The following is a 19,021-nucleotide window of genomic DNA, read 5'->3' as shown; positions in this document are numbered from 1 at the left end:
CTTTTCTTATAATAATTCGATTGTTTTAATAATTTGAGCTTCCAATGGCTTGTCTGAACGATCCCGTTTAACATGAACAATTTCATCTACAACGTCGAGCCCTTCGATTACTTTTCCAAAGCTTGCATATTGACCATCTAAATGCGGTGCATCTTCGGCCATAATAAAGAATTGGCTTCCAGCACTGTTTGGATCCATAGCACGTGCCATGGATAGAACACCTTTGCTGTGTTTGAATTCATTCTTGAAACCATTTGAAGTGAATTCCCCTTCGATTTCATAACCAGGTCCACCCATCCCTGTTCCATCAGGACATCCACCCTGAATCATAAAACCGGGAATCACGCGGTGAAAAATCAATCCGTCGTAAAATTTCGCTTCGATAAGTTTTACAAAGTTTGCAACGGTTTTAGGTGCAATATCTTCGTAGAGTTCCGCGATCATTGTCTTCCCATTATCCATTGTAATTTTAATTGTTTGTGTCATAAAAATACCTCCGTGACAATCATAGCAAAAGTGCTATACTTTTACTAGGAGGAATTTGCACGACAAATTCCGTTATTGTGTTTCCGTTACTCACTTCATTGAGTCTAATTTAAATATCCAAACGAATATTGCTCAATCGATAAGATGTGAGAATGGTTTCATGGTGTATCAGTAAGTGATGCATCATCTGTAGTTTCATTTGCTTTTCTTGACAGTGTTACAAACGAGATAAAGGAGCTCATTATGTCACATAAGTATCGAATGATTAGTACAATAATTGAAGATCGAATTACTGAAGGGATTTATCCCTCAAATACAAAAATACCAACAGAAGAAGTTTTAATGCAAGAATTTGCTGTCAGTAGAAATACAATTCGTAAAGCCATTGCGTTATTATCCCGCCAGGGTTACATCATATCTGTTCAGGGAAGCGGCATGTTTGTACGCGATGTGGATCATATAAACACCATCAATCTGGAGAATTTTCATGGATTATCCTCCAATCATAAAAAAAATCGGATTCAAACTGAAATTTTAGATTTTCAAGAAATATTAGCAACACGTGACATCGCCATTGAAATGAATTGTGAAATTGGAACCAAGCTTTATTTCGTTAATCGTCTTCGTATCGTTGATGGCAATCGATGGGTAGTTGAATATTCCTACTTCAACCGTAATCTAATTCCATATTTAAATCGGGAAATTATTGAAAGTTCTATCTATTCTTATATTCAAGAAGGACTCCGACAAGAGGTAGGATATATTGACCGCTTAATTGAAGCCTGTTCACTGGATAGTAAGAATGCCAAACTCTTAGGTTTGGCTGCAGGTGACCCTGCCCTGAAAACTACCAGTAAAGCTATGCTTAAAAATGGGGAAATCTTTGATTATTCGATTGATTATCACCATTACAAGTACGCACGTTTCTTAAAACTATCAAGTCCAATTTAAAAGGGAGCTATGCTCCCTTTTCTGCTTCTACCATAGATTTAATTTGTTGTAGCCGACCTTTTAACTGTCGTTTTACCTTTTGTCTCACAAAAGGCATCTTATACATAAAACCACCTTTTTCTTTTTCGTCATATGATGTAATATAGGTCCCATCCTTATCTTCGAAAAACTCATAATGTGTTGTGACATGTTCTTTCGGGTTCTCCGATACAAAGGCAAAATGTTTATATCGATCATGGATAATAACACGTTGCTTTATTTCGAGTTCACGTCCACTTATTGATTTAATTTTTGTTTTCATTTCACGATGAAGCATTTTTTTAGGGCTGCACTTAAATATTTTTGCAAATTCCAGTTCAACACGCTCCCAGGTTTTATCCAAAGGGGCTTCAATAAAAACCGTTTCTTTAAGCATAATGTACCTCTCTTTATTCTATTATAACCGAAAAAAAAGATAAGTCTTAGACTTATCTTTTATAATTTTGTAATGATTCAAGTAATTCAGCATCACATCGTTTACAGAATTCAGTAATTAGTGAAACCGTATCTGCATAATCTTTACGATGAATAATTCCAAGATGCGAATGGATGTAGCGTGCAGGAATGGAAAGCGTTAACGTAATAACACCATCATGAACTTTATGAATTTCTCCTGAATCCGTTCCACCCGCTGCTAGAATTTCGAATTGAGTATCAATGTTCATTTCTTCTGCGAGGTCTTGTAGATAGTAGAGAAGTCCTTTATGGCCAATTACTGACCCATCCATAACTTCAAGTGTGGCTCCAACACCCATTTTAATGCGGTTGTCTTCACCTGGTGTGTCAGTAGCAATCGTTACGTCCACCGCAAATGCAATATCAGGGTTAATTGTTTGTGCTGCGGTACGTGCACCACGTAAACCAACTTCTTCTTGAACAGTCCCAACTGAATAAATATGAGATTGTGTCTCGACGCCTTTAAGTTGGCGCATTACGTCAACAACAATAGCAGCACCAATACGATCATCCCATGCTTTAGACATTAAAAAGTTTGGATTCGCAAGAACATGGAAATCAGACTTAGGTGTTACTGTATCTCCAACTTGGATGCCGAGTAATTCAACTTCATCTCTTGATGCAACACCAAGATCTACAAATACTTCCGTAATATCCATAACTTTATTACGAACTGCGGGAGTCATGCCATGAGGTGCTTTAGAACCCGTTACCCCAACATACATTTTTCCATCGCGTGTTTGAATTGTAACCGGTTGGGAAAGTAATACATGTGGCCACCATCCGCCTACGGGATGAATGCGTAAAAATCCGTTGTCATCAATACTTCGCACAAGAAATCCTACTTCATCAATATGGCCTGCAAGCATAATTTTAGGTCCATTTTCGACTCCTTTTTTATGAGCAATAATTGACCCGAGATTATCAAAGCAAATATCATCTGCACTCTCTTCAACCCAAGTTTTGAATACATTCGCAACATCTTTCTCATGACCTGAGATTCCATTAGTAAGCGTAAAATCAGCGAGCATTTCGAGATTTACATCACCGTATGCTTCTTCAAGCGTAATATTTTTCTTCATATCTTTCTCCTATATCTCGACTCCTATTGAAAATCCAATGATGTAACAGTGTTAAGACGGCAATTATTATGCATTTCTACACCTTGACTGAAGATGTAACGTGATTCATCTAAATAAAATAGTCACTTAAGCACCTGTAACGATAATTGGTGGGAATTCATGAGCCTCTTTTTTCTAAACTATCATATCATAAAGATATCTTGAGAACACGAATTATGATAGAGAATATTTATTATGACAAGAATTGAGAGAAAAACACCTATTCGGAAATAGGTGTTAGTTTGTTCATCATTTTTGTTTCATTTCTCTCGTTAAACTGGTTCATATAGAGCTTATAATAATGTCCTTTTTGGTTCATTAGCGTCTTATGATTTCCATCTTCAATGATTTCACCTTTATCGATCACAAGAATCCGATCTGCATTAACTATCGTTGATAATCGATGAGCAATGATAAAACTTGTTTTTTCTTTTAAGACTGTTTCAACAGCATTTTGAATAATGGCTTCTGTTTCCGTATCAATGGATGCCGTGGCTTCATCAAGAATGAATATCGATGGATTTACCAAAATAGCACGGGCAAATGATATTAATTGTTTTTGCCCAGTTGAGAGGCGGTTTCCACCTTCACCAACATCCGTTTGGTAGCCATTTTCAAGTTCTATAATAAAACGATGCGCATCAACGAGTTTCGCAGCCGCAATCACTGCATCATCTGTTGCATCAGGATTTCCATAAGCAATGTTTTCTCGGACAGAACCCGAGAAAAGATGAGGTGCTTGCAAAACATAACCAAGATGTGAATGTAGCCATCCAATCGAACGCTCCCGATAATCCACACCGTCAATCATTATGGAACCGTTTATGGGCTCGTAAAATCTACAAATAAGGTTAACGATCGTTGACTTGCCACTTCCCGTTTCACCAACTAAAGCAATACGTTGTTTTGGTTTGACCGTAAGATTGAACTGTTTCAAAATTGGTTCAGACTCTTGATAGTAAAAGTCAACATTTTGAAACTCAATATCACCAATAATCGGTTCATATACCGACTCATTTGGATTTAAAATCGTTCCGTATTTTTTTATAACGTCTGGACGGTCTACCAAGGTTGACTCTTGTTCTAAAAGTGAGAGCACCCGCTCAGCCGATGCTTGCGCCATTTGAAGTTGCGCAAAAACATTCGTAATATTTCGTAACGGTTCAAAAAACCGCTCTGCATATTGCGTAAAGAGAATCAGTGTTCCAATTTGAATAACACCTTGAAGTGCCATATTTCCACCCGCATAAATAATACCTGCATTCCCTAATGATGAAATAATGGTAATAATCGGCATATAGAGAGCACTTAAAATTACGGCATGAATTGACTTTGAACGCATTGCCATTGTATTGCTTTTGAACTCACTGTAATGAATGCCTTCAAGTCCCATTGTTTTTGTTGTTTTCGCACCTGTAATACCTTCGCTGAAACCATGTGTAATCTTCGAGTTTTCAGCACGAACCTTTCGGTAATTTTGTAAAATTCGTTTTTGAAACCACGAACTCACAAAATACACAATTGGCACAATCGCAAGAATAATCAATGCTAGTTTCCAATTAACGGTGAACATCACAATCAAAAGCATGATCATAACAAGAAATCCCCATACAAGGTCATTAAAACTCCAGGATAATATTTCGGATAAACGTGAGACATCACTGGTCATTCGTGCCATAATCCATCCCGTAGGCGTTTTGTCATAATACGCAAACGGAAGAGTTTGTAGTTTTTCCATAACACTTTGCCGAATTTGATAACTGATATCCATTTCAATAAGGCCACTTCGATAAATAAATTCATAGATTAAAAAGGCTTGAAATGTGACTAAGCTTCCATATAAGATTGCGAATTTTATAATATCTTGATTTGTGCCGTGTCCTTGATAAAATACATCGATTGCATAGCGATTTAAAATAGGGAGCACGACGCCAATGACGGCTTCACCCAAAACAAAAACGAGTGCCAAAATTAAATTTTTCTTATTTTCAAGAAGCATTTTCCCAATTTTTTTCCAGAGATTTAAATCCAGTTTATCTGACGTAAATGATTCTTCTTCTCTAAAACTCATTCGTTCCACCTCCCTTTTGATTCGTTTGAATTTCATAGATATTTCGATATAATCCCTCTGATGCTAATAGCTCTTCATGGGTACCAATTTGTTTAATTTTTCCACCAAATATTACGATAATCTTGTCGGCATTTTGAGCACTGTTGATTCGATGCGTAATAATGATTGAGGTTGCGCTCTTTGTATTATTAAGCGCTTCTCGAATCGAAGCATCTGTTTGAGAATCTAAAGCTGACAAGGAATCATCAAATACTAAAATCGGTGTATTGGCAATCAGCGTACGTGCGATGGCGACGCGTTGTTTTTGCCCACCTGATAGCGTTACCCCTTTTTCTCCAACAGGTGTTTCATAACCTTGATCAAATGCAGTGATAACATCGTGAATTGAAGCAATGCGTGAAGCATCGTGAACTTCTTCATTTGATGCAGTTGGCATTGCAATACGGATGTTTTCAAAGATCGTCTTCGAATATAAATAAGGTTCTTGCAATACAAGTCCTACTTTTTTTCGTAAATGGCTCTTCGAAATGTCATTTATGTTGATACCATCAATTTTTATACTGCCTTCCGTAACATCATAGATTCGCGTTAAGAGGTGAACTAAACTTGATTTACCACTTCCTGTTGGTCCCATAATCGCGACAGTTTCTCCTTGAGCAATTTCAAAATTAAGATTTTCCAGCACTGGCATTGCTGCATCTTCATATTTAAAAGAAACATTATTAAATGAGATGTTCCCCTTAATCTCTGGCTTCAGCCCTGACTCCAAATCTTCAATTGGTAAGTCTAAAATTTCATTAAGACGATCGATACTCACGCTAACTTTTCCCATATCCGACAGCGTACGCCCAACATTTCTTATTGGCCATAGAACCATGTTGACATACGAAATAAATACTACGGCATTTCCAATAGTTAGATTTCCTGAACGAACTTCAAAAATACTTGCTATGAGCACAATTAGAGTTTGGATAAAACACATCAAATCTGATGCGCCCCAATAGACACCCAAAAGGCGCATCATATCCTTCGTAATGGAAGCATAAGCACGGTTTTTTGTTTCGAATTTTTGTACTTCGTAGCGTTCTTGATTAAATGCTTTTACAACACGCACGGCATCCATACTTTCTTGAAATGTATTAGACAATGCCGCCTCAGCTTCGTCACTTTTTCTAAAAACTACTTGCATTTTTTTAAAAAACAGAAATGCAAAACCGAAAATCAGTGGAAAAGAAATCATTGTTAGCCATGTCATTTTCGCATTGATTCGAAATAAAATCGTTATAGCAACCACAACCATTGTGAGTGCATAAACGAGTTCTTGGATTTTAGATTTCAAAAACCGACCGATCTGATCAACATCACTTGTGCAACGTTGTATCAAGTCCCCCGTTTTTGCACGGACGTGATAAGCGTATGGAAGTTTTTGCAAATGGTCAAACAAATCATTACGTAAGTTTTCCGCAAAATATTCTGAGTAAGAACCAATCGATAAACTTCCACAAAAATGTGCAACGCCACTTAATAAATTCAATAAAATAATGATCAATCCAACATACCATAAATGGTTGCGAACTGCATCCAGACCACCAAAAAAATTCGTAACACTTTGCATAATCGTCGAATTCATGGGTAGATCATTAAGTACATGGTCAATGGTATATTGAAGTAAAAGTGGATTAACCAAAAGTACTGCACAGTATATAAATATCGCAAAAATCATGATAAATATTTTTCGCCGATGACCATGGGTATACTTAGAAATAAAACTAATATTTTTCATATTCACCTCTATATTATAATTTTCTCCTTAAAATGCTTAAAAAACACACTTCCATGTGTTTTGTTTATGAATTGCGATGATGATAAATTAAGTAAGTTTAAGAGCAACTTAATGAATCACACAGCATCTCATAGATATTAATTTTCGCAAGACCGGTCTTGCCGCTCGATGATGTTACATTTTCGGTTTTATTCATGTGGGTTAAAAGGTGCTTACTATTTGTTACAAAAGCGCCTTGTTCATCTTCTTTTGGATTCATACCATGCATTATGACGGTAACAAATAAAACAACACACATTAAACATTTCTCTGAGCGATTCATAAGTTCCTCCTTTCATTTGATAATATTTTAGCATAAAACACTTTAAAAGTAATCAATTCGTAATATCATCAGTTAGATTTGTTATAATAAGGTTGGTGATAAAAATGAAACTTAAAATCGTCGTTACAACAGACGTCCATGGAAATATCTTTCCAACGAATTATACAAGTCGTGATAATATCGAAAACTACGGTCTTTCACGAATCAGTTCTGCCGTAAAAACTTACCGTGAACAAGGGGAAGTTTTGCTTTTAGATAATGGAGATGCCTTCCAAGGAACGCCACTTCTAACGTATGCACATCAACATGCTGATCTGTATACCAATCCAACTGCGAGTTGCTTTAATGCGATGAACTATGATTATATTAATCTTGGTAATCATGACTTTAACTATGGTCCTGAGATTCTTAAAAAATATATTTCAGAAAACAAAGCACCACTGCTCACTTCAAATTTAGAAATCGATGGTAACGTTCCAGGGCAAACACAAATTTTAAACTATGGTGGGAAAACCATTGCTTTAATTGGAGTACTTACCCAATATATTCCGCATTGGGAGCGACCAAACCATATCAACAATATGCAATTTTTCAGTGCCTACGACCACCTTCAAAATGAAGTCCAACGAGTCCGCAATGATGTTGATTATGTCATTGCAATGTATCATGGTGGACTTGAACGCGATCCTCTTACCGGCGTCCCAACTGAACGCCTAACAGGTGAAAATGAAGGATATGCCATGACACAAATTGAAGGTCTTGATATCCTCATCACAGGTCATCAACATCGTTCTTTTGTTGAAACGGTAAACGGTGTACTTGTTACACAAAATACTTTTAAAGCTAAGGAATTTATTACAATTGATTTGGACTTGGAAACGGGCGCAACTTCAGCTGAGCTGATGAGTGCTGCAGACTTTGCTGTCGATATGTCTTTGTTGAAACCACTCCAAGATTTACAAGATGCGACTCAGACATGGTTGGATTTACCTGTTGGTTCTCTTGAAAATATGGATGTTATGATTAAAGATGAACTTGATGCACGTCTTCATAAACATCCCCTCGTATCGCTCTTAAATCAGATTCAACTGGAACGTTCTGGAGCCCAAATTTCATCTGTGGCATTATTTAATGGAGCTCAAGGCTTCAAGCGTTCAATTACCATGCGTGAATTGGTAAGTACCTATCTCTATCCAAACACCCTTGTGGTAAAACGCATGAGTGGTAAAGCTTTACGTGAAATGATTGAATTTAGCGCATATTACTTTAGTCTTGATGATGCTGGTAATATTGTACCTTCTCCTGAATTTATAGCACCGAAACCGCAACATTATAATTACGATATGCTCGATGGTGTGGATTATACGATTGATGTTTCACAAAAACGCGGTTCACGAGTAATTGAATTGACCTATCAAGGAAAACCGGTCCTTGATGATGATACCTTCTCAGTTGTTGTTAATAATTATCGGGCTATGGGTGGTGGAAACTTCACGATGGTTGCAGATAGCGAAACAATCGAAGATATTCAAGAAGAAATGGTCGATATTATTATGGACTATTTTGTGAAGCATTCCCCGGTCACTGTAAATCATCACAATAACATCAAGGTTATTGCATCCTAAATTTTCCCTAAAATACAGCGGTTCTCTCAATTTGAGTCCTCTGTATTTTTTTGTGCATAGCAAAAAAAATCTTGACACATAAAAAAAATAAAAGTATTCTAGTTCGTGTACAGTGAGACACAAGAGTGTCTCATTTTGTATTTTTAGGAGGTAATTATGATTAAAGCTATAGTAGGTGCGAATTGGGGCGATGAAGGTAAGGGAAAACTAACGGATGTATTCGCGAGTGAATCGGACATTATTGTCCGATTCCAAGGTGGAAACAATGCAGGCCACACCATAATCAATGACAAAGGAAAGTTTGCACTTAAAATGCTTCCATCTGGAGTTTTTTATGATCATACAATCAATGTTATCGGAAATGGTGTTGCACTTAACATTCCAGCATTTATAAAAGAACTGGAAGAGCTTGCGACACGTGGGGTACAACCTCATGTAATCGTTAGTGATCGTGCGCAAATTGTCATGAGTTATCATAAAGCGTTTGATGTTTACGAGGAAGCACGTTTAGGCGAAAAACAATTTGGCTCAACAAAATCGGGAATTGCCCCTTTTTATTCCGATAAGTATGCGAAGATCGGCTTTCAAGTTTGCGAATTGTATAATGAAACTTGGCTCAAGCAAAAAATTGAGCGCGTTCTCGACATCAAAAATACACTCTTAGTGAATCTATATCATCAAGATCCGATTGACCCTGAGGATGTCTTCAATGAGCTCATGGCTTACCGCAAAATGATCCATCCATATGTTCGTGATGTCTTTACGTTTTTAAACAAAGCGCATGCGGAAGGAAAGCATATTTTATTTGAAGGTCAATTGGGTGCACTTCGTGATCCTGACTTTGGTATCTATCCTTATTCGACTTCTTCTTCTACACTTGCTTACTATGCGACAGTAGGTTCAGGACTACCACATCCCATCGATGAAGTTTGGGCGGTAACAAAAGCCTATTCAAGTTGTGTTGGTGCTGGTGCTTTTGTATCCGAGATTTTTGGTGATGAAGCAGAAACACTCAGACGACGCGGAGGGGACGCAGGCGAATATGGTGTCAATACAAAACGACCACGTCGTGTTGGTTACTTTGATGCCGTCGCTACACGTTTCGGGTGTAAAACTCAAGGAGCCACCCATGTTGCGCTCACAAATATTGACGTGCTCTCATATCTTGATGAAATTAAAGTCGTTACAGCTTATGAATATGAAGGTACAATATCAACGCGTTTCGGTAATATTAGTGAACTTGAAAATACAAAACCGATTATTGAATCATTACCTGGATGGAAAGAAGATATAACTCAAATTACCTGTTATAATGATCTTCCTGAAAATTGTAAAAACTATATTAATAAACTAGAATCACTTATTGATACGGATATTGCACTGGTATCAAACGGTCCAAATCGTAATCAAATTATGAAAAGAAAACCGCTACGAAAATAAAAAACGAACGATCATCGTTCGTTTTTCTTTATAGTCTTCCTTCATCAGTACATTTGTTTCGAATAGTACGAGCAGGAATCCCTGCTACAATGTCACAACGCGCTACATCTTTCGTAACGACACTACCGGCACCAACGACAGCTTCATCATGAATTGTAATATTCCCTAATATTTGTGCGGCAGCACCAATATGCACTTTATTACCCAATGTAGGATGTCGTTTCCCGATTTCTCGAGACTTACCACCAAGAGTTACCCCATGATGTATCAAACAGTCATCCCCTACGATTGCTGTTTCACCGATTACAACACCACTACCATGGTCGATAATAAATCGTCGACCAATTTGTGCTCCTGGATGAATTTCAACTTGTGTTAGCATTCTACCCAGTTGTGAAATAAAACGTGCAATAAAATAAAACTTTATTTTATAGAAACAATGTGCGATTCGATAAAATCCCATTGCATGGTATCCTGGATACAGTAAGATGACTTCCAAGACTGTTTTGACAGAAGGATCTTGTTTTTTATAGGCACGTGCTGTCTCTAAAAATCTCATATAATACTCCTTATTTTAATTCGAGTAACTTTTCATTAATGAGGTTGAGTACATAAATTCGATCATCAGCGTTATTTTCAAAATCAAGATGATCAACATTAATTTTCAACATTGGCGATAAATCATAATCATCAAAATAATTACTGTATTCACGATTTAGTTTTTCCCAATACTCACGTTCCACAATCAACTCATAATCTCTTCCACGCTTATTAATTCGATTCATCGCTTCATCAACACTTATTTCCAGATAAACCATTAATTTAGGCGTATGTACATGTTCAAGCATGTTTTGTAAAAGTTCTGAATATATTTGAAACTCTTCGTCACTCATTTCTCCACTCAAGTTTAACATACGAGCGAATATCGCGTCCCCATATATGCTTCGGTCCATTACTGCCATACTTACATCTTTTGCTTTTTTGATGTGCTCGAAACGTTTATTTAAGAAAAATACTTGTAATGGAAATGAGTAACGGCAACGGTCATGGTAAAACTTATCCAATACCGGATTATCCACTACGGGTTCTTCAAATTCTTCGTATCCTTCTTGACCGAGAATACGCATTAGGGAGCTTTTTCCAACTCCAACTACACCTTCAATAACAATCATGTCATAAACCTCTTTCCGTGATACATAATTTAACATATCTCTATAATTAAATCCCATAAGTCACCACCATCTCATGTCTCTAGGAGACACTCTATTAATTAGTTTAGCTTTGTACTGACAAAAAAGCAAGCGTCTTAACGATAGAGTTTAGTAATTTTATGACATTCATCGACAATCCACGCTTTAAGCCAATCCGGTTTCAAAACGGTAACATGTGAACCCCCTTGTAAAACAAAGTCTTTGACCGCAAGTTCATTGGAAAACTCTACTTTGAGAATAAAACGGTGATCATCCAACCATATTATTTCTTGATGTTCACCCCAAATATATTCGCTAATATAATCTTGTTCAAATACTTCTAATTCCGCAAAAACTGGCTTTATTTTGTAACCAAATTTTGAAAAAACATGTTTGCTGGATGTATCCTCGTCATAGCGAAATACTTCATCACGAATTGTTAGAGCATGAATTCGGTTAACCTTCAAGCTCAAATAACGTCCCTTCTCGTCATAGCCTAATAAATACCAAAATTTATTGACAATCACCAGTTCGTAGGGTTCAAATACGTATGAACGTTTTTCGCGATGATTCTTATTATAGATTATATCTAATCGAAGATGCTTCTCAATCGCTTTTTCAAGTAAATCTAAATGCTTTTGATATAGAATCGGATCTACATTTAGCTTTACAGATTGAAAAGCAGACACTGACACTGTCCCGCTATAATCAAGCTGATGTGATAATTTAGAAATAACGGTAACGAAATCATGACCATAGGTGGGATTATCCTGAGATAAAAGAATCGAGAAGGCTTGCTTGAGCAACTTTCGTTCATGACTGGCGAATGCAAGTGGTTGAATTTGTGTTTTAGTCTCCAACATATATCCACCACCGGGTCCCATAATCGTATTAATCACATATCCGACTGATTCCAGTTCAACTTTGAGACGTTGAACACCACGTTCACTAATTTCTAAAAGGTCAGCAAGCTCTGCAAGTGGAACCACAGAACGCGCTGACAATACATCTAGCATAACTAAAGCATTACTTAATTTACTCATAAATTGTTTGTCCTTCTACAAGGTAGCATCGTGTCAGAAGATCATTAAACTCAGCTTCGTCACGGGCAATTTGGTGTAATCCCCCTAATGTTAATTCAGGAATAATGTTGCTTACCTCGACAATACATTGGCGGCTTAACAACTCGCCACGATGCACTGCACCAGTAAATTCAGTTCCTGTATAAGTTTGCGTAAAGAAAATTTCAAAGTTCAACCCTAAATCTCTACTTACAGTGAGTAGATTCGGTTCGGTAGATCCAAAATAATCGTACAAAGTTTCCGCTCCAGTAACTGTTAGATAGTAACTACCTCGATTAGAAGTTGTCACTGTATAATCTTTAGCATAGTGACTGTTGAATTTTAATTCATTGTAGAAATCATTTGCATCTTGGCTGGATTCAAATTTTAGGGTAACGGATACACATTCTTCAAATGCCAAACCAAAACGCTCTGTGAAACGTAAAGCTTGATCATTGATAAACGATGCAACGTTGTTTCCTTTCATACTAATCATTAAGTCCTTCAAGTTATATCCTTTTTTCATCTTGTATCACCTCTTGATTAGAGTATATCAATAGTATACGACAATAATGGTCGTATATTCAATAATTCCATAAAAAAAGGTAGATTTTAAATCTACCTCTTGTAATTATTGCCAGATTGTTTGTAATGATGTCTTATATGATTCCATTACTGATTCTGGTGTTTTTGAAGTATCGGATAGTAATTCTTCCATCTTCACAGTTGCTTCTGTGTATGCAGCATCTGAGTTTGCAGATACTGGAATTGTAAATACATCTTTCGTAATTTCTTGAATTAATGGAGCAATCATTGATCCACTTTCCAAGTATTCTTTACTTTCGATTACACTTGTACGTACTGGAATATAACCAGTTGCTTTAGCCCAGTGTAGTTGTGAATCTGCAGATACTAAGAATTTCATGTATTCAAATGAAGCAGTTTTTTGTTCTGGTGTTGCTGATGAGAACATGTAAAGATCTGTACCTTGTTGTAAGCTGATTTTTTCAGGACGTTTTACAACGCCAATTTCGAATCGTCCATCGACACCTTTAAGTACGTGTGATTCTCCAGCTGTACTACCAACATTCATTGCTAATTGACCATTACCGAATGGTCCGGATAGATATTTATCTGTTCCAGCGATTCGTAAGTAACCATCTTTAACACCTTCTTGGTAGAATGATGCAACTTCAATACTTTCTTTACTTGTTGGATCCATATCCTTATTGAATTCGACGCCTTTATTGATTAATCCTGTAGCATAATAGTTGTTGAGTGAGTCAAAACCAGCACCAACAATATTTTTCTTTTCATAAACAGTTTTACTTACTTCTTTCAATTCTTCTAATGTAGTAGGAGCTTTAAGTCCTAGTTCATCAAGAAGTGTTTTGTTGTAGTATAGTACTTCTGTTGATTTGTTAAATGGCATACCATATGTAACACCTTCGATTTTTCCACCTTCACGGAAGCCTTCAACAATATCGTTGTAGTCTTTCATTCCGATTGTATCGTTTTCAATATATGGTGTTAAATCTGTCACTAAATTATCCACTGTAGCATTAAACATCCATGCAGGATATGCTTGCGTCATTGTAGGTAAGTCTTTAGGACTTACTAATGTTGCAGATAACTTTTGACGTAAATCAGGATAACTTGATTGGTTTTGTAAAACAACCTTAACCTTTGGATTTGCTGCCATAAAATCTTCAGTAAGTTTTGTTAATGCTTCTTCTTGCTTACCGTTCATTGCATGCCAGAAACGAATTTCTGTTTCTTCTGTCAATTCAGTAACGATATCTGTTGATACGGTATCGCCACCTTTGCTTGAACATCCTACAAGAACAAGTAATGCGAGTAATGCTACTAAAATCTTTTTAATATTTCCCATATTTGTTTTATGTGTCTCCTTTAGATAGTTTCCCCACGGGTTGGTAAATGACGCATTCCATATTTATTCTCGAGTAAATCCGGTCTCAAAGAATGAATCGGAACTAATAACTTCGGTTGAATTAGGCTTATAATACGGTCTAAATCTTCAGGGTAAGCATGTCCAGAACACGCTACACGGTTAAACTCGATATCACAATCCTTCAACAACTGAATAAATGGTAAATATGCTGGATCAAATTCTCCTAGCGGCGAAGCGTCGCTATGGATATAGACACCACCTCCTTTAAGGTTTTCGTGATGATCAACCACTTGCCATAAATAAACTCCCTCATCTTGGAGCAGAAGGTCATATTCAACTTCAAGATTTTTATCAAGGTCATAAGTGTGATCACTTGTATTGTAATACTTACACTCCATATTTAAACATTCTTTCAATATATTTGCAAAGGATGCTTCAAGAACGACTTCACGAGGACTTTGTTTTACAATCTCCGCCAAACGTTTCACGTTTGCTGGATAGCAATTAAAAGTTACCTGTTTATCTGGATTACTGTTTACAATATTCACGATTTTCTTAAGTAAATCTGCTTCAGTCTCAATGCGACCCGTTGCACGGTCTTCATTAGGGAAGCTAATTGATACCCCTTCGATGATAAGCATATCGGTATTTTTTGCTTGTTCACAGTAATGAAGTGAATCATTCACATCAAAGCCATGAAGGCGTAAATCACCTGTATAAGCAATATTCATATCCGGAGTTGTAATGATAAGTCCACAAGCACCATAAGCATCGTGGTCGACACGGCTTAGCTCAACTTTAATGGCACCCACTTCAATGCAATCATGATTCTCACATCCAATAATATCACGAGTAAAGGAATCTTGTGGGTTCAATAATGGAAGAATAAAATCATTTTGAGCGTTTAAACTGTTTAAGAGCACTTTAGTTTCTTTTAAAGCATACATCGGAATTTTGGGATCAAGATAATTAACCATACGCGTATGATCTAAATGACAATGACTTAAAAATACTGCAGTATGATTGAATTTTGGTCCCTTCTCATAAGGGTATACATACCCCAATTTGGGATCGTAAATATTCTCGAGGTGAGGAACAAGTCTATGATTGATTAATTCTTGTATCGATTCATTTTTCAAGTTTAACTCTGGTTTAAACTCAGTTCCAAAGTCAAAGAATATATGTGAATCTTCATACGCAATTTCAATGACTGTACCACCGATAGTAAGAACACCACTGTGAAATGTAATTTTTGTTTTTTTATCCTTTAAGTCCACTCTTCGACACTCCTTTAATTATTTGATTTCTAAAAATAAAGTAAATGATTAATACTGGAATGATTGTTAATGTTGCTGCTGCCATTTGTAAGTGAACATCTGTTCCACTTTCTGTTGCAAAGGCACTTAAACCATTATTAAGCAAACGCATACTTGAATCATTCGTTACCAATAGTGGCCATAAGAATGAATTCCAATGAGAAATAAAACTCAAAATCCCAATCGTTACCAATGCAGGTTTCGAGAGTGGAATCATAATCTTACGTATAAATTCTAAATCTGTACACCCGTCAATCTTAGCAGCTTTATAATACGAAATTGGAATACTGGTTAAATATCCTTTTAGGTAGAAAATATAAAACACACTTGCTAATGAAGGCACAATCAATGCGGTGTATGTATTAAGGAGTCCTAAACGAGCAATCGTTTGATAATTCGTGAAAACTGTAGATTCATAAGGAACCATCAATAAAGACACCATAATTAAGATTACAACATTTTTATATTTAAACTCTAATTTTACAAGCGCGAACGCTGCTAAAGTTGAGGTAATTAAAATCCCCAACGTACTGATTCCAGCGACTACTACAGTATTAAAGAAGTAGCGTACAAACGGAGCCGTTTGGAAAACTTCTACAAAGTTATGGAATTGTGGTGCCGCTGGGATTAAGGTAGGCGGAATACTTGTTGCTTCCTGATAGGTCATAAGACTCGCAAGAATCATATAGACAAATGGGAATAACGTAATAATTGCCATAATAACAATAAATATAGTCGCAAGTACTCTAAATACTTTTGATAAAATAAATTTTAATTTTGTTGAAAATTCAGATTTTTCGTTCACGGCTATCTCTCCTCTATCTTTTTCAACACTTTATTCTGAATGAGTGTAAGGATTAAGATAAACACAAACAGAAGAATTGTTGCGGCCATCGCCGGACCATATCGATTATCAACATGGAAGGTAGTGAATATGTAGAATACAGCTGTGGTTGCACTATTAGCAATACCCGCTTTACCATTGAAGATTGCAAAGACTTGTGTATAAACTTTAAACGCATTAATTAAGTTAACCGTTAACAAGAATGTTAATGTTGGAATTAACTGTGGTAAAGTAATACGGAATAATTTTTGCATTCCTGTTGCACCAAACATATCTGCAACTTTATAGTATTCACGATCAATATTTCGCAACCCTGACAGGAGAATGATAATATTGAAGGCTAATCCATTCCAAATACCAAATATGACCAGAGTCGGTAAACTCATCATGATGTCATCCAAGAAGTTAATCGGACCAACATTTATAAAGCTTAGAAGGAAGTTGATGAAACCATAGGATCCATTAAATAGATAGCGGAACACAACCCCAATAGCAATAACACTGGTTAAATATGGAATAAAAAATATTGTTTCAAAGAAACTCTTATGTTTAATTTTTTCAAAAATTAGCAGTGCGATAAACATCGAAAGCACTAAACATATAGGAACTACGAGAAATGCATAGACAGCTGTATTACGCATCGCTATATGAAACTTTGGATCTTGTAAAACATATTGATAATTACTAATCCCTGCTGGCTTTAAATTTGTTAATGTTCCTGTTTGGAAAGACATTATTAAAGCTCGAATCAGAGGATAAATATTAAATAAAGCAATAATTACCAAAGCAGGCAAAAGAAATAACCATGCTTGCCTTTGATTTTCAGCGCTATACTTAAACTTTTTCATTAGTAGACCCTCTCGCCAGATTCTTTAAACATAAAGATTCGTGGGTAGTTAAAGTCACAATGAACCACTGTTTCAGGCTCAATTAATTCATCAATGCTTACAATTCCTTTAGAGTTTTTTGAACCAATTTTAAAGTTTAAAATACCTTCTCGACCAATTAATTCAACTGTTTCAATGGTAGTATCGAAAATTCCTTGATTTCCAAAAACAATATCCTCAGGTCGCACACCTAGCAGATAAGTACCATCTGTTAGTTCGTTTTTCAAACGAGATGCAACTAAAGAGCTTTGATCAAATTCAAAAGATTCACCTTTAATTATGCCATTATTTACTTCCACTGGGAGAATATTTATCACCGGGTTTCCAATAAATTGAGCAACAAATAAATTATTAGGTTCTAGATAAAGATTTTGTGGGTCATCATATTGTTGAATTACCCCTTCATTCATAAGAACAATTTTATCACTAATGGAAAGCGCTTCTTCTTGATCATGAGTCACGAAAATTGTTGTAATATTAATTTCCTTAACTAAGCGACGAATTTCTTCACGTATTTTTAAACGTAATCGTGCGTCAAGATTACTTAGTGGCTCATCAAGTAATAAAATTGAAGGATTTTGAACGAGAGCACGTGTAATTGCAACACGTTGCTGTTGTCCACCTGACATCGTGCCTGGTTTCTTATTTGCTAATTCTTCAATATCTGTTAATGCCATATATTTGCGTGCGATTTTCTCAGCATCTTCTTTTGGCATTTTTTTATCTCCAACACGCAGCGGGAACATAACATTTTCCAACACTGTCATATGTGGATAAAGTGCATAGTTTTGAAATACAAATCCAATGTCACGATCTTTAGGGTGTTTATCCACCATTGAGATCCCTCCATTTAGAATTGCACCATCCGTTGGATCGAGTAATCCCGCAATTAAGTTTAGAATTGTGGTCTTACCGCAACCGCTTGGTCCAAGCAAACAGACAAGGTCACCTTTCTCAATAGAGAATGTAACTTGTTTTAATGCCTCAAAACCATTATCAAACACTTTTCGTAAGTCCTTGACTTCAATCATTCATCTTCCTCCTATAAACACTATATTACGTAATTTTTTAATATATTGGATATTATAACTTTCCGTGAACGACCACAGATTTTTACGTACAGTTGTTACATCATTATTATAACAGTCAATAGTCCTATTTGTGTTAAAAACCATTAACAATATTAAATAAACATGTGAAAAAAATATAAACTGTCACATAATTAACAATCCATTCCTTTGCATAAAAAAAAGACACTCTAAGTAGAGTGTCGAATTACCTGGCAATGAACTATCTTCACTAGCGCGTGGCTAGATATTGTCGCCGCTAAAGTGCTTAACTTCTGTGTTCGAGATGGGAACAGGTGTGACCACTTCGCTCAAATCACCAGATCATATTACATTAGAGAGATGAACTCTCAAAACTGAATAACAGAAACTTGATCTTTTTCGAATCGTTGTATCTTTTGTGATTAAAACCTCGACCTATTAGTATCAGTCAGCTCCACATATCACTAT

At 36.2% G+C, this 19,021-nt stretch carries 18 protein-coding genes and 1 rRNA gene; 3 read left to right on the top strand and 16 right to left on the bottom strand.

From position 1 onward, the window contains the following. Window positions 1–6 precede the first annotated feature (6 nt). Window positions 7–486: a peptidylprolyl isomerase gene (locus B096_RS0100100; protein ID WP_018578742.1), complete on the bottom strand. Its 480-nt coding sequence runs from the start codon at window positions 484–486 to the stop codon at window positions 7–9. A gap of 243 nt (window positions 487–729) precedes the next feature. Here B096_RS0100100 and B096_RS0100095 point away from each other — a divergent pair, with 243 nt between their 5' ends. After that, window positions 730–1,437, top strand: a complete 708-nt coding sequence (locus B096_RS0100095) for a GntR family transcriptional regulator (protein ID WP_018578741.1) — start codon at window positions 730–732, stop codon at window positions 1,435–1,437. A 7-nt stretch (window positions 1,438–1,444) separates the two neighbouring features. On the opposite strand, the gene B096_RS0100090 is transcribed toward B096_RS0100095, so the two are convergent. The 5 genes from B096_RS0100090 to B096_RS0100070 all read right to left on the bottom strand — a co-directional run bounded on the left by B096_RS0100090 (window position 1,445) and on the right by B096_RS0100070 (window position 7,229). Then, the gene (locus B096_RS0100090; protein ID WP_018578740.1) at window positions 1,445–1,852 is read right to left on the bottom strand and encodes an SRPBCC family protein; all 408 of its coding nucleotides are present in this window, start codon (window positions 1,850–1,852) and stop codon (window positions 1,445–1,447) included. 52 nt (window positions 1,853–1,904) lie between these two features. After that, window positions 1,905–3,014 carry a M42 family metallopeptidase gene (locus B096_RS0100085; protein WP_018578739.1) on the bottom strand — a complete coding sequence of 370 codons (1,110 nt, stop codon included), beginning with the start codon at window positions 3,012–3,014 and terminating at the stop codon, window positions 1,905–1,907. A gap of 259 nt (window positions 3,015–3,273) precedes the next feature. Continuing rightward, complete coding sequence (locus tag B096_RS0100080) at window positions 3,274–5,124, bottom strand: ABC transporter ATP-binding protein (protein ID WP_018578738.1); 1,851 nt, start codon at window positions 5,122–5,124, stop codon at window positions 3,274–3,276. Next, entirely contained in the window at window positions 5,114–6,907 is a 1,794-nt protein-coding gene (locus tag B096_RS0100075; protein WP_018578737.1) for an ABC transporter ATP-binding protein, read from the bottom strand. The genes B096_RS0100080 and B096_RS0100075 overlap by 11 nt, the downstream gene beginning before the upstream one ends. A 97-nt stretch (window positions 6,908–7,004) precedes the next feature. Beyond that, on the bottom strand, window positions 7,005–7,229 hold the full coding sequence (locus B096_RS0100070) for a hypothetical protein (protein WP_018578736.1): 225 nt from the start codon (window positions 7,227–7,229) through the stop codon (window positions 7,005–7,007). 104 nt (window positions 7,230–7,333) lie between these two features. Here B096_RS0100070 and B096_RS0100065 point away from each other — a divergent pair, with 104 nt between their 5' ends. Both B096_RS0100065 and B096_RS0100060 read left to right on the top strand, forming a co-directional pair. Then, the gene (locus B096_RS0100065) at window positions 7,334–8,854 is read left to right on the top strand and encodes a bifunctional metallophosphatase/5'-nucleotidase (RefSeq protein WP_018578735.1); all 1,521 of its coding nucleotides are present in this window, start codon (window positions 7,334–7,336) and stop codon (window positions 8,852–8,854) included. A gap of 156 nt (window positions 8,855–9,010) precedes the next feature. Next, window positions 9,011–10,294 carry an adenylosuccinate synthase gene (locus B096_RS0100060; protein WP_018578734.1) on the top strand — a complete coding sequence of 428 codons (1,284 nt, stop codon included), beginning with the start codon at window positions 9,011–9,013 and terminating at the stop codon, window positions 10,292–10,294. Window positions 10,295–10,322: 28 nt separating this feature from the next. Here B096_RS0100060 and cysE read toward each other — a convergent pair whose 3' ends face one another. The 10 genes from cysE to rrf all read right to left on the bottom strand — a co-directional run bounded on the left by cysE (window position 10,323) and on the right by rrf (window position 18,895). Continuing rightward, window positions 10,323–10,853 (bottom strand): serine O-acetyltransferase, encoded by a 531-nt coding sequence (gene cysE / locus B096_RS0100055; RefSeq protein ID WP_018578733.1) that lies wholly within the window; start codon window positions 10,851–10,853, stop codon window positions 10,323–10,325. Window positions 10,854–10,863: 10 nt separating this feature from the next. Next, on the bottom strand, window positions 10,864–11,523 hold the full coding sequence (locus tag B096_RS0100050) for a deoxynucleoside kinase (protein WP_018578732.1): 660 nt from the start codon (window positions 11,521–11,523) through the stop codon (window positions 10,864–10,866). A 77-nt stretch (window positions 11,524–11,600) separates the two neighbouring features. Beyond that, window positions 11,601–12,527, bottom strand: coding sequence for a helix-turn-helix transcriptional regulator (locus B096_RS0100045; protein WP_018578731.1), 927 nt, complete (start codon window positions 12,525–12,527; stop codon window positions 11,601–11,603). Beyond that, window positions 12,520–13,071 carry a hypothetical protein gene (locus B096_RS0100040; protein WP_018578730.1) on the bottom strand — a complete coding sequence of 184 codons (552 nt, stop codon included), beginning with the start codon at window positions 13,069–13,071 and terminating at the stop codon, window positions 12,520–12,522. Before B096_RS0100040 ends, B096_RS0100045 begins: the two co-directional genes overlap by 8 nt. 105 nt (window positions 13,072–13,176) lie before the next feature. Further along, on the bottom strand, window positions 13,177–14,436 hold the full coding sequence (locus B096_RS0100035; protein ID WP_018578729.1) for an ABC transporter substrate-binding protein: 1,260 nt from the start codon (window positions 14,434–14,436) through the stop codon (window positions 13,177–13,179). 20 nt (window positions 14,437–14,456) lie between these two features. Then, complete coding sequence (locus B096_RS0100030) at window positions 14,457–15,734, bottom strand: MBL fold metallo-hydrolase (RefSeq protein ID WP_018578728.1); 1,278 nt, start codon at window positions 15,732–15,734, stop codon at window positions 14,457–14,459. After that, window positions 15,718–16,578, bottom strand: coding sequence for a carbohydrate ABC transporter permease (locus B096_RS0100025; RefSeq protein ID WP_018578727.1), 861 nt, complete (start codon window positions 16,576–16,578; stop codon window positions 15,718–15,720). The genes B096_RS0100030 and B096_RS0100025 overlap by 17 nt, the downstream gene beginning before the upstream one ends. Window positions 16,579–16,580: 2 nt before the next feature. Continuing rightward, entirely contained in the window at window positions 16,581–17,465 is an 885-nt protein-coding gene (locus B096_RS0100020; RefSeq protein WP_018578726.1) for a carbohydrate ABC transporter permease, read from the bottom strand. After that, entirely contained in the window at window positions 17,465–18,535 is a 1,071-nt protein-coding gene (locus B096_RS0100015) for an ABC transporter ATP-binding protein (RefSeq protein WP_018578725.1), read from the bottom strand. Before B096_RS0100015 ends, B096_RS0100020 begins: the two co-directional genes overlap by 1 nt. Window positions 18,536–18,781: 246 nt before the next feature. After that, window positions 18,782–18,895, bottom strand: a 5S ribosomal RNA gene (gene rrf, locus B096_RS0100010). Window positions 18,896–19,021: the final 126 nt, after the last annotated feature.

The organism is Erysipelothrix tonsillarum DSM 14972 (genome assembly GCF_000373785.1).
Classification (GTDB): domain Bacteria; phylum Bacillota_I; class Bacilli_A; order Erysipelotrichales; family Erysipelotrichaceae; genus Erysipelothrix; species Erysipelothrix tonsillarum.
Note: the sequence above shows the minus strand (reverse complement) of the source record. Positions and strands in the feature narration are given on the sequence as shown.